General features: G+C 46.5%; 15 protein-coding genes. 9 read left to right on the forward strand and 6 right to left on the reverse strand.

Going from position 1 to position 13,729, the window contains the following annotated elements; genetic code table 11:
• Positions 1-2 precede the first annotated feature (2 nt).
• From ICN46_RS09350 to ICN46_RS09380, 7 genes are all read left to right on the forward strand, one after another.
• The gene (locus ICN46_RS09350) at positions 3-704 is read left to right on the forward strand and encodes a hypothetical protein (RefSeq protein ID WP_216207823.1); all 702 of its coding nucleotides are present in this window, start codon (positions 3-5) and stop codon (positions 702-704) included.
• The gene (locus ICN46_RS09355) at positions 680-1,420 is read left to right on the forward strand and encodes a hypothetical protein (RefSeq protein WP_216207824.1); all 741 of its coding nucleotides are present in this window, start codon (positions 680-682) and stop codon (positions 1,418-1,420) included. Before ICN46_RS09350 ends, ICN46_RS09355 begins: the two co-directional genes overlap by 25 nt.
• 28 nt (positions 1,421-1,448) lie before the next feature.
• The gene (queE, locus tag ICN46_RS09360) at positions 1,449-2,102 is read left to right on the forward strand and encodes a 7-carboxy-7-deazaguanine synthase (RefSeq protein ID WP_216207827.1); all 654 of its coding nucleotides are present in this window, start codon (positions 1,449-1,451) and stop codon (positions 2,100-2,102) included.
• Between the two features lie 29 nt (positions 2,103-2,131).
• Entirely contained in the window at positions 2,132-2,596 is a 465-nt protein-coding gene (gene queD / locus ICN46_RS09365) for a 6-carboxytetrahydropterin synthase QueD (protein ID WP_216207830.1), read from the forward strand.
• Between the two features lie 3 nt (positions 2,597-2,599).
• On the forward strand, positions 2,600-3,055 hold the full coding sequence (tadA, locus tag ICN46_RS09370) for a tRNA adenosine(34) deaminase TadA (protein ID WP_216207833.1): 456 nt from the start codon (positions 2,600-2,602) through the stop codon (positions 3,053-3,055).
• Positions 3,052-3,996 carry an LD-carboxypeptidase gene (locus tag ICN46_RS09375; RefSeq protein WP_216207834.1) on the forward strand — a complete coding sequence of 315 codons (945 nt, stop codon included), beginning with the start codon at positions 3,052-3,054 and terminating at the stop codon, positions 3,994-3,996. The genes tadA and ICN46_RS09375 overlap by 4 nt, the downstream gene beginning before the upstream one ends.
• A 73-nt stretch (positions 3,997-4,069) precedes the next feature.
• Entirely contained in the window at positions 4,070-4,630 is a 561-nt protein-coding gene (locus tag ICN46_RS09380; protein WP_216207836.1) for an SOUL family heme-binding protein, read from the forward strand.
• Positions 4,631-4,639: 9 nt separating this feature from the next.
• Here ICN46_RS09380 and ICN46_RS09385 read toward each other — a convergent pair whose 3' ends face one another.
• From ICN46_RS09385 to ICN46_RS09405, 5 genes are read right to left on the reverse strand one after another with little or no spacing between them, the layout of a single operon-like run.
• Complete coding sequence (locus tag ICN46_RS09385; RefSeq protein ID WP_216207839.1) at positions 4,640-5,521, reverse strand: 23S rRNA (adenine(2030)-N(6))-methyltransferase RlmJ; 882 nt, start codon at positions 5,519-5,521, stop codon at positions 4,640-4,642.
• A 19-nt stretch (positions 5,522-5,540) separates the two neighbouring features.
• Positions 5,541-6,320, reverse strand: a complete 780-nt coding sequence (locus tag ICN46_RS09390) for a phosphatase PAP2 family protein (RefSeq protein ID WP_216207842.1) — start codon at positions 6,318-6,320, stop codon at positions 5,541-5,543.
• A complete protein-coding gene (locus ICN46_RS09395; protein WP_216207845.1) occupies positions 6,317-7,585 on the reverse strand; it encodes a glycosyltransferase family 9 protein in 1,269 nt (422 codons plus the stop codon). The genes ICN46_RS09390 and ICN46_RS09395 overlap by 4 nt, the downstream gene beginning before the upstream one ends.
• Positions 7,586-7,601: 16 nt before the next feature.
• A complete protein-coding gene (locus tag ICN46_RS09400; protein ID WP_216207847.1) occupies positions 7,602-8,645 on the reverse strand; it encodes a lysylphosphatidylglycerol synthase transmembrane domain-containing protein in 1,044 nt (347 codons plus the stop codon).
• A 40-nt stretch (positions 8,646-8,685) separates the two neighbouring features.
• The gene (locus tag ICN46_RS09405; protein ID WP_216207849.1) at positions 8,686-10,194 is read right to left on the reverse strand and encodes a glycosyltransferase family 39 protein; all 1,509 of its coding nucleotides are present in this window, start codon (positions 10,192-10,194) and stop codon (positions 8,686-8,688) included.
• Positions 10,195-10,263: 69 nt separating this feature from the next.
• On the opposite strand from ICN46_RS09405, the gene ICN46_RS09410 reads away from it, so the two are divergent.
• Complete coding sequence (locus ICN46_RS09410) at positions 10,264-11,100, forward strand: DUF3047 domain-containing protein (RefSeq protein ID WP_255538825.1); 837 nt, start codon at positions 10,264-10,266, stop codon at positions 11,098-11,100.
• A 33-nt stretch (positions 11,101-11,133) separates the two neighbouring features.
• Here the strand turns inward: ICN46_RS09410 and ICN46_RS09415 are convergent, their stop codons facing one another.
• Positions 11,134-13,404, reverse strand: a complete 2,271-nt coding sequence (locus tag ICN46_RS09415; RefSeq protein ID WP_216207851.1) for a heavy metal translocating P-type ATPase — start codon at positions 13,402-13,404, stop codon at positions 11,134-11,136.
• A 70-nt stretch (positions 13,405-13,474) separates the two neighbouring features.
• Between ICN46_RS09415 and ICN46_RS09420 the strand changes: the two genes are divergently transcribed.
• Positions 13,475-13,669, forward strand: coding sequence for a heavy-metal-associated domain-containing protein (locus ICN46_RS09420; RefSeq protein ID WP_255538826.1), 195 nt, complete (start codon positions 13,475-13,477; stop codon positions 13,667-13,669).
• The last annotated feature ends 60 nt before the right edge of the window (positions 13,670-13,729 follow it).

A 13,729-nucleotide genomic window follows, 5' to 3' on the forward strand; every position in this document is an offset into this window, starting at 1 on the left:
ATATGAAACTATCGCGTCGAGCTTTCATTACCTCAGCAGCCTTGACTCCGGTTGCTTGTGGTATTCCGCTTTCGTATGAGAGGGGCACGCCTGTGGCGCAGCCAAAATCAATTCCGATGGTGCGACCACCCCAAGTTGGGCAGGAATGGTCTTATATTAAGCGCAACGTATTTGATGGCAAAACTCGAGGTCTTACTACTGAACGAGTTGCGTCTATTGGATCAAGCATCGTGATTGAGAAGACTGATGAAAGTGGCGCTAAGTTAGGTAGTGAAGTTCAAGGGCCTTGGGGGATGGTGATTACTGATTCTCATTGGTCACGCACCATTAACTTTAACCCAGCAATTCCGCTATGGCCTCAAGAGCTAGCAGAAAACTGGAATAAACAGGTAAATACACAATATACATTTTCTGGCTATCCGGAAAGCCCCAATAAGTGGCAGTTATATATGAGTGCACATGGTTGGGAGCAAATTACGGTCCCGGCCGGCAGTTTCCTTACCTTGCGCTATCAAAACCTCATTAATTACGTCAGCAATGATGACAATAAGATCGACTGTGTTCGCAAAGAAACAGTATGGTTTGCGCCTAGCATCGGACGTTGGGTTGCCCAAGAATCCTCAGGTTCCTATCAAATTCGAGGGGAAGTTGGCGCATTTATTTTGGAGGATAGCTTTCAGTGGCAACTAACTTCTTACAAATAAAATTGCTTGGGCGCTCATTGCGCTTAGTGTTCTTGTTGACAGCAACTATATTGTTATCAGCTTGTATTTCTTCCCAACCTTATCCAACTGGGGTATCGGTAGTACAGCCCATACCCACTCCGCCCGTGCGCGCCCCAAAAGTTGGTCAAGAGTGGGTATACAACATCCGTAATGTGTTTAACCAGGAAGTGGTTGATGTTGTTACAGAGAGAATTGTTTCGGTTGGTGAGCAGATTCGCATTCAGAGGGTGGGCGCAAAGGCCGGCCCTTTGCCAGACGAAATTCAAGGTCCGTGGGGCTATGTTATTCAAGACCCCCATTGGACTCCGCCACAGCAGTTTGTAAAACCAGTCCCTTTGTGGCCCGAGCAGCTCTCGGCTGGCTGGAAACTTTTTTATACCACTGGCTACCAAGTGCTGGGTTACCCAGACGGCACGTATTATTGGTCGGCTAACCTGAGTGCAAACCAATGGGAATTGATGAAGACTCCGGCCGGTGAGTTTTTGACCCTGCAATTTCATAATCAAATACCTAGTTTTCAGAGTAATGACATCTTTCGTATCGGGAATACTCGCGACGAAGAACTGTGGTTTTCCCCGGAAATTGGACGCTGGGTGATTCGCAGAAGCTTTGGACGCTATGTCACTAATGGCGTTTATTGGGGCAATGCATACTGGGAAGATTATCTCCAGTGGGAGCTTGTGTCCTGGAAATAAGCTTAGAGCTTAAAATCAGCGCATCACTATGTATACCGTTAAAGAACTTTTTCCAACCCTTCAGGGTGAGGGTGCGCACGCAGGACGTGCGGCTGTGTTTTGCCGTTTTGCGGGTTGCAATCTTTGGAGCGGTCGAGAGGAAGATCGTTTGACATCTATCTGTCAATTTTGTGACACAGATTTTGTCGGTAGCGATGGCTTTGGTGGTGGAAAATTTGAGACGGCGATTGCATTGGCTCAGGCTATTGAGTCGGCGTGGAGATCTACATCTGCGGGCCCACAAAAAAGATATGTAGTATTTACTGGTGGTGAGCCTTTATTGCAGTTAGACGAGACCCTAATTTCAGCATTGCATCTAAAAGGTTTTGAAGTTGCCATTGAGACCAATGGGACCATTAAAGTGCCAAAAGGTGTCGATTGGGTTTGTGTGAGTCCCAAAGCTGGTTCGGAGTTAGTTGTTCTGCAGGCCGATGAACTCAAGCTTGTTATTCCACAGCTTGGTCATGGTGATCTCGGAGCGCTTATGGCTAGATTTGAAAAAATGGATTACCGAAATCGCTTCTTGCAAGCAATGGATGGCCCAAAACTGAAGGACAATATCGAATTAGCTGTACGTTTATGTCAAAAGTATCCATTGTGGCGGTTGAGTCTTCAGTCTCATAAACTGATTGGCATCCGCTAGACGCTGTAATGACACTAAGAAAATAAGAAATGACCACTCAACAAGCTGCTATCTCTATTACACGCCGTCTTGAATTTGACTCTGGCCACCGCATTCCGAATCATGATGGCCAATGTAGACATCTCCATGGTCATCGTTATGCCATCGAAATTACATTAGCTGGAGCCATTGCAGATCATCCAGGCAAAGCAGATGACGGAATGGTTTTGGATTTTGGGGATATCAAGCGTTTAGCTAATCAATACATTGTTGAGCCTTGGGATCATGCATTTTTAGTCGCCAAAGAAGATGAAGGTTTGGTTGCTTTTTTAGGAAGCCTGCCAAATCATAAAACGGTTGTGATGGATCATGTGCCCACAGTTGAGAACCTCGCAAATACAGCTTTTCTAATTTTGCAACCCGTATTTGAGAAAGCATTTGGTGGGCAGTTAAAGCTAGCATCGATTCGTTTATATGAAACCCCCAATTGCTGGGCAGACGTTACTCATCTATAAATCATGTCAGCTGAGCTCGATCATCAGTTTATGCAAGAGGCTTTGGAGCAGGCTAAGTTAGCCGGTCTTGCTGGTGAAGTTCCTGTAGGGGCAGTGCTCGTTCGTGATGAGCAGATTATTGCTCGTTCATTCAATGCCCCAATTGCAAACCATGATCCTAGCGCTCATGCTGAGATGTTGGCCTTGCGAGCTGCGGCCACACAAGAGCAAAACTATCGACTACCTGGTTCTACTATGTATGTTACTTTGGAGCCCTGTGCCATGTGTGCGGGTGCGATGTTGCATGCCAGAATCGAGCGCGTTGTTTTTGGTGCGCCCGATCCTAAAACGGGCGCTGCAGGTAGTGTGATAGATTTGTTCTCTATAAAACAGATCAATCATCAGACGCTCTCAGAAGGTGGCATTATGCGAGAAGAGTGCGGTCAGTTACTGCGAGATTTTTTTAAGGAGCGGCGTTGAAGCAGATTCATTTGATTGCTCCTTCTGGGGCTAGCTTAGACATTCGTAATCCATTGGCTGGCATCGAGTGGTTGCGGCAGCAGGGGATTAACATTCACAATGTAGAGTGCGTGAATAGGGTTGAGCAACGTTTTGCTGGATCTGATGCAGAGCGCCTGGCTGAAATCAATCAACTGCAACATCTTTCTCCAGACGATTTAGTCATGGCAGTACGCGGTGGATATGGCATTCATCGACTGTTGGCTAATATCGATTGGGATGGGATTGCTAGAGCTATTAAGGGTGGTTTGCAGATTTGTGGGCATAGTGATTTAACGGTATTGCAGTTAGCTTTGTTGTCGAAAACTGGAGCCATAAGCTTAGCTGGCCCCATGCTCAATTACGACTTTGGGTCCAAAGATGAGCAGGGTAATTCAATAACGCCAAATGCTTTTATGTGGAAACATTTTCAGAAGGCTGTTCAGGAACATGCCTTGGATTGCGAAGTTATGACTGCACAACCTTATCTTGGGAAGGCAAATTCGGGATCGAGCTCCGGAGTACTTTGGGGTGGTAACTTAACTGTATTGGCTGGTTTAGTTGGGACGGCCTATATACCAACATCTGATCAAACCCAAGGTGGCATCTTATTTTTGGAGGATGTGAACGAGCATCCTTATCGCATAGAGCGTATGTTGATGCAGTTATTAGATGCCGGTATTCTTGCCAATCAAAGCGCCATTCTTTTGGGTGGGTTTTCGGAATATCGGCTCTACGATCATGATCGAGGCTACCGACTTGAGAGTGCGATCGAGGCTATTCGTGCAAAACTTTCATCCGAAATTCCCATCTTGACTGGCTTGCCTTTTGGGCATCAAGCAGAAAAGTTAACCTTGCCAGTCGGTGCTACTGCAAATCTTACTTACAGCGTTCATGGATTTACTCTTCGCTCGCAATGGTGAATGTATAGTGCCTTGGCATTCGCTTTGTAGAGTGTTTTTGCTGGGAACAGCTTTACTATTTACGGGCCTTGCCATGGCAATTGAAGAACCAAAATATTCTGTAGTAGACAATGATCCGCCATTTGAATTAAGGGCTTATGAGCCCTTAATTCTGGCCGAGGTAAAGGTTAGTGGCGATATGGATTTGGCTTCTAGCCAAGGCTTTCGACTGATTGCGGCATATATTTTTGGAAAAAATCGGATCAATGAGAAAATTTCTATGACTGCTCCGGTTGGCTTTGAAGAAAAAAGTACAACAATCGCTATGACGGCACCTGTCGGAATCGAATCAAACCAAACCATCTCAACGGTTTCATTTGTGATGCCTTCTCAATATACGCTTGCAAGCTTGCCCAAGCCTCTTGATGAAAGAGTTCAATTGCGTGAAGTTCCTGCCACCCAAAAAGCAGTGATCATATTTTCTGGTTTTTATAACGAAGAAAAAGTGAAGGAAAAAACGATCGAGCTGGAAAGATGGATTCAAACTAAAAATTTGCAGGTTGCAGGCCCGCCTAATTTTGCTCGTTACAACCCACCCTGGACATTGCCTTTTTTAAGGCGTAATGAGGTAATGATTGAGGTGCGCGCTAGATAGACTAAGAGTTTAAGACTCAAAACTCTTTAGTAAATATTCAGCATCATCACCTTGTCTCAAAGCCCTCACAAGAGTTGGTAGTGCTTCGGAGAGATTCTTTTCGAGGGTCCATGGTGGATTAATCACAAACATTCCACTTGCCTGAAGGCGGCGTTCACCTGGAGCGTTTTCAACACGCAACTCTGTGTGTAGCCATGGACGTTTATGGTTAGCAGCAATTTTTTTCATGCGATCGGGCAATGCGGCAGCCTCTCTTCGAGAGAGAACGGGGTACCAGATGGCATAACAACCAGTTGCAAAGCGCTGCAGAGCCTCTTCCATCGCAGTTTCCACATGGCGATAGTCTTGCTTATCTTCATACGAGGGGTCGATTAAGACTAAGCCTCTTCTGCTGGGTGGGGGTACCAAGCCCTTGAGTCTGACAAAGCTATCTTCTGCGTAAATATCAATTTGCTTGGCTTGCTTTAGTTGATGGACGTTATGACGCAAAATATCTATCTCTTTGGGGTGAAGTTCAAAGAGCTTGAGACGGTCCTGTGCCCTGAGAAGGCGCGCCAAGATAAAAGGGGAGCCCGGGTAGACAGTAATCTGCTCTTGAGGGTTTTCAGCGAAGATATGATCTAGATAATCCTGGATACCCTTACCAATGTCCTTGCCAGATGATTTGCATTCTTGAGCAAATTTGACCAACCGAAAAATACCGCTATCCGCCTCTTTGCTAACCGCGGCAAAACCATCCATGAGGCTGTAGATCCCAGCTCCAGCATGGGTATCGACGATTGTGAGGGCGCCCGGTTTTTCTTGGAGATATTCAACTAGATGAATCAAGGTCAAATGTTTCAGGATGTCGGCGTGACTACCCGCATGAAATGCATGGCGATAACTAAACATGGCAACTTAGCATGGTGACTCAGGCAGTCTTAGCTACTTGAGCTTTAATAAATAAAATCAGGGTAATTGCAATCAATCCTGCTGAGGCGTACTGCACGGGCTGATTTAGTTCTAAATCTATGACTTGGGTGAAAAGTGCAAAGATGGCAACTACTCCACCGGCGGCAATAAAACGGGGCCAAATTTTATTTGGAAGTAATTGGCCCTCTTTGAGGAATTGAGCAAGTTTTGCACCCAGCATCCCACACCATAAACCCACGCCAGCCCCCGCTAGCACATCAGGAAGCCAGTGGGCCCCAACTGCAATACGGGAAAGGCCAACCAATGATGCAAGGATAAAGAGCCATAAAAGTGGGCTACGTTTATTGTTTGAGGATGCGAAGTAGAGGGCGCTTGCAATAGCAAAAGCAGTGAGGGTATGCCCAGAAGGAAACGCCTTCGAAAGCAAAAGATCTCCAAGACGATGAAAGCTGCCCTCAGCTAATACGCCTGCAGGCCTGGGCAAATCAAAAAAAGGTTTTAGAACAGAGCTGGCAATCGCAGAAATTACTCCAGAGAAGATGCCGGCACTGAGGAATCGGGGAGCAAGTAAAAGCAAAGGAAAGGCAATTGCAAAAATTCCCCAGCCATTTCCGAGATAGGTCAGGAAGGCCCAGACATTGTCTGGAGCTATTTGAGTTAAGCGATTGATAGCTAAAAAACTACTTGTCTGTAGGTCGCCAAAATAAACGCCACATGCTAGACCTATTGGCAATAGAGGTAAAAGCCAATTCACTACCGAGAACTTCTGATTGCTCATACCGAGGAGCGATTCTTTGCTTGATCGGCACCCCGAATTTGAATCGACACCTTTTCTAGCACTTGGGCAACTGTGATAGCTTGCATGCAAACGTTATCGTGGCACGGTGTTTTTCGATGATTGGCGGCACTAACGCAAGGTGAACATGCGAGGTTTGCAGTAATCGCAATTGAATTACCAACGGAGCCATAAAGAGCCGGTGTTTCAGGGCCAAAGAGCACAATAGTCCGCAATGGGGTTACGGCCGAGAAGTGCCCGGGCCCTGAGTCATTGGTAACCATCACATCTGACAATGTATAGAGTGGTGGTAATTCAGCAAAACTGACTTGACCTGCAAAATTCAGTGCGTTTTTAACATTAGCAACTGTGCGAACTGTTTCGACATATTCAAATTCAGCGGGGGATCCTGTAATTAAAATCAGATCATCTGGGTACTGTTGATGAATGCTCATAATAAGTTCAGAGAAGCGCTGCTGCGACCAGCGGCGCTGTGGTAACAAATCACTCGCATTTGGGTTAATCAGAATAAGACGCTCTTTGCCTTGCGTAAATAAAATACCCGCTTCACTTGCCAAGTGCTCAATGCGCTGGCGAACCCGAGTCATTGCTGCAGGATCTATGACCGCTTGCTCTAATTTGACTTCAGCATCAGAAATAGAAATTTTGCTAAAAGGTGTTTCGATCTTGCTGGCAAATGCCGCATGAATCAATGAAAGAAAATTTTTCGTAATGTGAATATGTGGGTTGTAGTGAACCTTGCGCGTGAGCATCGCCCCGCGCCATAAACCTTCACCATGGAAAATGTGATAACCAACACGGCGCCGTGCCCCACAAAGACCCGTCAATAAGGCGGTAAAGCGTGAGAATAATTCTAGATCAATCACGGTATCAATACGATGACGGCGCGCCACAATCAAAAATCGGGCTGTGTCTTTAATTAAGCCACCTAAGCTAGCAGAGTCAATCGTAAAAATATTCTCAGGTTTAACTGTATTTAATAGGGTCAAGCTTGCACGATTGCTTTTAAAGATCAAGAAGAATAGCTCTGCTCCGCGGGCCTGCGCATTGCGCATTGCTGGGTCCACTAAAATTGCGCTACCCATTTCCGATAACTCAATAAAGAGGAGCTTGCGTGGCGTTTCTGATTCACGGGAGAATAGATTCTTGATGCCATCCGCTAGTGCTACAAATGGAGTGACTAGGGCGCAAAGCGGGACGCCGACCCAATGGTCGATCGCACGCATGGTATTGACACTAATGCTCATAGTTTGACTCTAAATATTATTTTCGTTTTAATAAAAAGTAAGCGCCGGGTAGTACGCAAAGTACTGTGAGTGCGCCATAGCTCATTGAAGCCAATACCGTAAGGGATGGATTTACCCCCCAAAGTGCTAATACTGAGGATAGTGTTGCCTCACGTAGCCCCCAGCCTGAGATACTAATGGGCAACATCAGTAATAGACTTAAGGCTGGTAGACCAATCATGAGGCCTTCGATGGGCGCATTGGCTCCATAGGCTTTTAAGCAAAAACCTAGAGCAAGAATGGTGAGTAGATGGATGAAGATAGCAAAGCCTGCTTGTGCCATGTTCATTGGCCAAGAGAAAGCCAGTCTAATGCCTGGAAGAGCATGATTGAGTTGAAGGCGATCCAATGTTTTCTGAAGAAAATTGCGCGCGGGAGTCCAGGCCAATATCACAGCTATCATTAAGCCTGAAAAAATCATAGTCGCAGTCACAGCATAGCCAAGGCCAACCCCCCATGCCGCTAGGGTGGCTCCACCCAAAATGAGACCGATGCCTCCTAAAAGATTGTTACCGGCCAATCCCAGCAAGCGATCCACCAATACCATGGAAAAACTGAGACGTAATTTAGGAGGCGCATGCCCCAGATCTACCGCGTGATGTAACTCTGCATCAAGCTCTTTAGTTTCACTATATTTACCGCCGCGATTTAAATGGCTTGCGGTAATGGCGCGATAGCTATCGCCACCGAGAGTGCTAGGCAGACCTTGATTGATGAGACCGCCAGCAAAATAGAGCGCAACATATTCCACTACACTCCCTTGAAAACCAACTTTCCGCATTAAGAAGCCCCAACGCAGGCCGCCACAAATAAAAGCCAATGTAATAGCAAGACCAGCTGCTAAAAACCATTTTGGCTGCATATTAATTTCAGAATCCAGCAAGGTATGCCAATCAATGCCGCTAGTGGCTTTCCAGAGGAGGGCTAGCGATAACAAAATACGAATAGTTGGCCAAGCACGCTTGAGCAATGCTTTCCACCCAGATATGGCATTTAGGGTGGGTTGGGGTTGTGAGCTCATAGGCGTAAGGATAATGCCTTGAGCACCTAAGGTCTTGAAATTACTCTGGTAAAGCGATGTTTTGCCAGTTAGTGCAGAGGCTAAAGTCAAATTTGGACAATTTTTGTCCAAAACGCATGATTTCAATGCTGTCTAAGGACTTGCATGTCTCGAATCCTGGCTTGTTTCCAGTAGGAGTTGCAAAACTCATCCCGGACCAACTGATGAGTAGTGCGCTAGCCCCTGGGGGTAGCTGTCCAAACCACAGGTCGAATTGATCTTGGCGTTGATCAAGGACCAACACAGGGGTAGGACTTGCATACCAGGCTGCCCGACTAGCTAGAGTCCAGTTTTGCACCACAATGCTGTCAATCTTGTTGGTTTTCGCAAGCTGTGCGGCTTTTTGACCAGCCATTTTCCAGCCATAGAGATCTGCAATCGGGTTTGATTTTATGGATGCCGAAGAAAGGCCGCCAGCTAACACCAATCCAAATCCAAGTAAGCACAGCAGAATTTGCATGCTGAGAAATAAGCGAATCAAAATGCGATGATGCATTGACCATGCCTTTGCCAGACCAATGCCGGCAAAAGGGGCGAGACAAAACCAAGCGGGACTTGTCCAGTGAGGCAGTCCGCCTCCGCCAGATAGGATGGTAAAAATAGCAAATGGAATCAAGAAAAAGCTGAGTAAAGATATTAGAGATAACTTTGCGCCATGAAAGCAGTTCTTGAGAAACAGGCAGCCGCCAAGCAATAAGAGTGGTCCAAAGGATGCGATCTGTATTCCTAAGAAAGCTGCCACTCTGCGCCATGCCCAAGTACTACCACTACCGTGGGCGATTTGATATTTAAAGGAGATCCAGTCATTTATCCAATTCCAATAGAGCACTGGAGTAATGCAGAAGATGGCAATAACTGCGGCAAGCCAGAAACCTAAAGAAGCAATCCAAGGTTTCTTGGGGGTGCTTAAGAAAACGAGGAGTAAGGCGAAGGTGGTGAAGATGCCTGTGTACTTGCTTAATCCGGCTAATCCCAAAAGTAATCCAGTGAGAACCCAATCCATGAGGCTAAATTGATCTTGCCTGAGCCATCGCAAAGCCATCAACATTAAACCAAGACTGAACAGAGATAGGAGGCTGTCCGGCAATAAGCCAATAGCTAAAATATTCGGGAGTGGAGCTGCAATCACGGCAAGTACGGCGAACAGACCGCAATTGCTTGCCGAAGGGAGCGCACTGGTGAGGTAGCCAGTGTTGCGACCTTGAATGAAATGATGAAGTTCAAGCGTAACGTGATAGATCAGATAGCAAGAAATGATCCAGAGAGATTCAGGGATGAGTCGAATAACTCCTTCGGAGGAAGTTAAGGCGACTAGTGGCCATTGAATCCAACCCACTAATGGTGGGTGATCAAAATAGCTCCAGGCCAAATGCTGTGCATATAGTGCGTAATGCGCTTCATCGACAGAAAATTCAATAGCAAAACCCAAGGCAAGGTGAATCAGCGCAGCGATGAAGATGCAAATTGCTGCTGATATCGATGGCGATTGCGATGGTAATTGGTAGCGCATCTGGTTCTTTATTGTTTTGTCTGAAATGATTTTAGACTTACTTGGGTATTTATTTGGGACAATATGAAGATGAGTGCCCAGCTTACATTTCCTCTCACTAAAGCCTTTGTTGCGCGCATGGCGGTTTATGCTTCGATATTGATTGCAATATTGAATTTAGTTGCCTGTGCTGGCTTTTCTCGCAATTCAGTGCAGGATGAGTCTGGGAAGGTGCTGTCAGTGGATCAATTACCGGCACAGGAAGAGCTTCCCAAATTTTCGGCTGAAAAAGCACGTGATGGCATGCCAGTAGGGTGGCATTTTTATCGTATCGCTCCATATAAAAAGAATACTATTTACCGCCTAGAAAATTACCAAGGAAAAACAGTATTAAGCGCTAATTCAAAAACATCTGCTTCTGGACTCGCAATCAAGCTTCGACCACGTCAAGCACAAAATCTCTGGTTAAAGTGGGAGTGGAAGACGGTGGCGCCTATACCCGCAGCTGATAACGCCGAACACACACAAGATGATGCACCACTGCGCATTTTGGTTGCATTTGATGGGAATAAATCAAAGCTGACTCTAAAAGAAAAAATGACTTTTGAAATGGCGAATTTAATCAGCGGACAAGAGATGCCTTATGCGACTCTGATGTATATCTGGTCAGGCAAGACGCCGGTTAATACGATTCTGGATAATGCCCATACATCGCGGATCAAAATGATTGTGGTCGACTCTGGTTGGGAGAGCTTGGGGGATTGGCGTAAGCATGAGAGAGATCTGGCAACTGATTACAAACGTGCTTATGGAGAAAATCCTGGGGAGGTGATTGGAATAGCCTTGTTGACTGATACTGACAACACTAAATCAGAAACGCGAGCACTTTATGGTGATATTGAATTGCTGCGAAAGAATCAAAAATAAAGATAGCAAAATAGCAATTAGGGCCTCAGTCTATTAGTGAACCGGCTGCCATCGCTTTAACAGCAAGGCATTACTCAGAACGCAAAAACTCGATAGCGCCATAGCGCTTCCCGCAAGCATAGGTGAAAGATAGCCTAGCGCTGCCAGCGGAATACCAGTGGCATTGAATATAAAAGCCCAAAATAGATTTTGCCGAATCTTGTTCCAGGTGCGTTTAGAGATGTCAATCGCATCAGCGACCAAGCTAGGGTCACCCCGCATTAGGGTGATTCCTGCCGCTTGCATGGCGACATCGGTGCCCGTAGCCATTGCCATGCCAACATCAGCGGAGGCTAGGGCCGGCGCATCATTGATGCCATCACCTATCATGGCTACCCAGTGACGCTTCTCCCCAGCATGACGCATTTGTAACTGCGAAATTATTTCCGCCTTATTGCCTGGCATGATTTGTCCAAATACCTCATCGATTCCGATGGCGTCTGCAACACGCATTGCGGCAGAAGTGTTGTCTCCCGATAGCATGACCGTGCGAATATGAAGCTTGTGTAATGCCGCGATCGCTCCTTTGGCATTCGGTTTCAGTTCATCGCCGAAAGCAAAAAGTGCAATGGGACTTATTGGGAGTTCTGTATTCATCAGTACTGAAACTGTTTGCCCAAGATCAAAAGAAGTTTGTGCTTTTGCAAGAATAGATTGGTACTCTGGGTGTTGATCGAGCGAGGCAATGCTTTGCAAGCAAAGTCGTTTCCCGACCCACTGTCCAGAATTTGGAGTGCCCTCAATCCCAATGCCTGGTAAGGCCTTGCTCTCGGAGCTAGCAATCGGCGGGATGCTCCGCTCCATTGTGGCGCCTAGTAGCGCTTTAGCCAGAGGATGCTCGCTCCCCAATTGAAGTCCTGCTGCAGTGGCTAAGATTTCAGAATCAGGTGAGTTCATGAAAGGAGCCAGTGTAAGTAGTCGCGGGTGACCAATGGTCAGCGTACCCGTCTTGTCAAAGGCAACAACATCGAGTCGATGCGCTTGCTCCAGTACCTGTGGATCCTTAATTAAAATTCCAAAACGTGCAGCGACACCAGTACCCGCCATGATGGCTGCGGGGGTGGCAAGTCCAAGCGCACAAGGACAGGCGATCACCAAGACAGACACCGCTCGTAAAATTGCAATTGCTGCTGAATCGAGATAAAGCCAGTTGGCAATACCCGTAATGATGGCAATGAGGATTACTGTGGGGACAAAAATGGCGCTGACCTGATCAACCAGTTTTTGAATCGGCGCTTTTTGTGTTTGCGCTTCTTCCACTAGGTTGATGATTTTGGAGAGTACGCTTTCTACTCCAATAGCTTGGGCTTGAACGATGATGGCAGCTTCACCATTCAGGGCACCACCAATGACTGTTGAGCCTGGCTCTTTTTTGATGGGTGCGCTCTCACCGGTTAATAAAGATTCATCTATGTGGCTGTTGCCCATCAAAATGATGCCGTCAACGGGGATTCTTTCGCCGGGCAAAACCAGTACATGATCTTTGGGGAGAACTTGGTCTAAGGGTAGTTCGCGATAGTCATCTAAGGCGGTAATGTCATTAATAGCAATTGCAGATTTCAAAACCTTGGCGTGCTCTGGCCAGAGTTTTTGGAGTGCACGAATTGCTTCGCTAGTTTGACGTTTCGCTCTCGCTTCAAGCCACTTACCCAGGAGGACCATACAGATAATGACGGCTGCACCTTCAAAATAGAGTTCATGCTGAGCGTGAGTTGAAGTCTGCATAAGGTAAAGACTTAGACCGTAGGCAGAGCTAGTTCCGAGGGCAACCAATAAATCCATATTGCCAACTCCGGCCATGAGTGATTTAAAGCCAGCCCTATAAAAGCGCCAGCCCAAAATGAATTGCACTGGCGTTGCCAGGGCGAGTTGCCAGAGGGGTGGGAGACTCCAATGAATACCAAATGGCATGAGAAGCATTGGTAAAAATAGTGGAGCAGACAAGGCAAAGCTCAAAATTACCCGACCTAAGCCATCGGCCGCCCAGAAAGACTGCGGTGGTTTTTCTGAGTGAGCGCCTTTGGAGTGGCTTAATGTTGCTTGGTAGCCAGTTTTTTCTATGGCCGCAATCACATCCTCAACAGTCGTTAATGAGCCACTTTTTAGCCTAACTCGGGCCTGCTCAGTCGCAAGATTGACGGTTGCTCCTTCTACCCCTGGGATTTTGTCTAAAGCCTTTTCGACGCGACCCACACAGGAGGAGCAGGTCATGCCCCCAATATCAAGGGTGTAAAACGCTGGAATTATTGGTTTTGGATTGCTCATATGGAAGATAATCTACTCTAAGACCCTAAATTAGGGGTATTACTTAAATTAAAGTCTAAGAGGATTTGCCATGTTGAGCCTAAAAGTCTCTGGAATGACCTGTAGTGGTTGCATTAATGCGGTTACTAGGGCAATTCAGGCGCAAGATCCTCAAGCCAAGGTAGCGGTGGACTTGGTCACCCAAATCGTAGAGTTGGAAACGAGTTTAAGTGCTCAGACTGCTAGTGCGCTCATATCAGATGCTGGTTTCCCAGTCTCTCACTAGGCATTGTTTAGAATGTTGGCAAACCTAACAAAACCCGTAGCTTTTGTTCTTAAAGGATTG

The organism is Polynucleobacter sp. Latsch14-2, from assembly GCF_018881925.1.
Lineage (GTDB): Bacteria > Pseudomonadota > Gammaproteobacteria > Burkholderiales > Burkholderiaceae > Polynucleobacter.

Excerpts from the sequence above, each read along its gene's own strand:
- ICN46_RS09350 (WP_216207823.1), top strand. The coding sequence starts at position 3 with ATGAAACTATCGCGTCGAGCTTTCATTACCTCAGCAGCCTTGACTCCG.
- queE (WP_216207827.1), top strand. The coding sequence starts at position 1,449 with ATGTATACCGTTAAAGAACTTTTTCCAACCCTTCAGGGTGAGGGTGCG.
- queD (WP_216207830.1), top strand. The coding sequence starts at position 2,132 with ATGACCACTCAACAAGCTGCTATCTCTATTACACGCCGTCTTGAATTT.
- tadA (WP_216207833.1), top strand. The coding sequence starts at position 2,600 with ATGTCAGCTGAGCTCGATCATCAGTTTATGCAAGAGGCTTTGGAGCAG.
- ICN46_RS09380 (WP_216207836.1), top strand. The coding sequence starts at position 4,070 with ATGGCAATTGAAGAACCAAAATATTCTGTAGTAGACAATGATCCGCCA.
- ICN46_RS09385 (WP_216207839.1), bottom strand. The coding sequence starts at position 5,521 with ATGTTTAGTTATCGCCATGCATTTCATGCGGGTAGTCACGCCGACATC.
- ICN46_RS09390 (WP_216207842.1), bottom strand. The coding sequence starts at position 6,320 with ATGAGCAATCAGAAGTTCTCGGTAGTGAATTGGCTTTTACCTCTATTG.
- ICN46_RS09395 (WP_216207845.1), bottom strand. The coding sequence starts at position 7,585 with ATGAGCATTAGTGTCAATACCATGCGTGCGATCGACCATTGGGTCGGC.
- ICN46_RS09400 (WP_216207847.1), bottom strand. The coding sequence starts at position 8,645 with ATGAGCTCACAACCCCAACCCACCCTAAATGCCATATCTGGGTGGAAA.
- ICN46_RS09405 (WP_216207849.1), bottom strand. The coding sequence starts at position 10,194 with ATGCGCTACCAATTACCATCGCAATCGCCATCGATATCAGCAGCAATT.
- ICN46_RS09410 (WP_255538825.1), top strand. The coding sequence starts at position 10,264 with ATGAGTGCCCAGCTTACATTTCCTCTCACTAAAGCCTTTGTTGCGCGC.
- ICN46_RS09415 (WP_216207851.1), bottom strand. The coding sequence starts at position 13,404 with ATGAGCAATCCAAAACCAATAATTCCAGCGTTTTACACCCTTGATATT.
- ICN46_RS09420 (WP_255538826.1), top strand. The coding sequence starts at position 13,475 with ATGTTGAGCCTAAAAGTCTCTGGAATGACCTGTAGTGGTTGCATTAAT.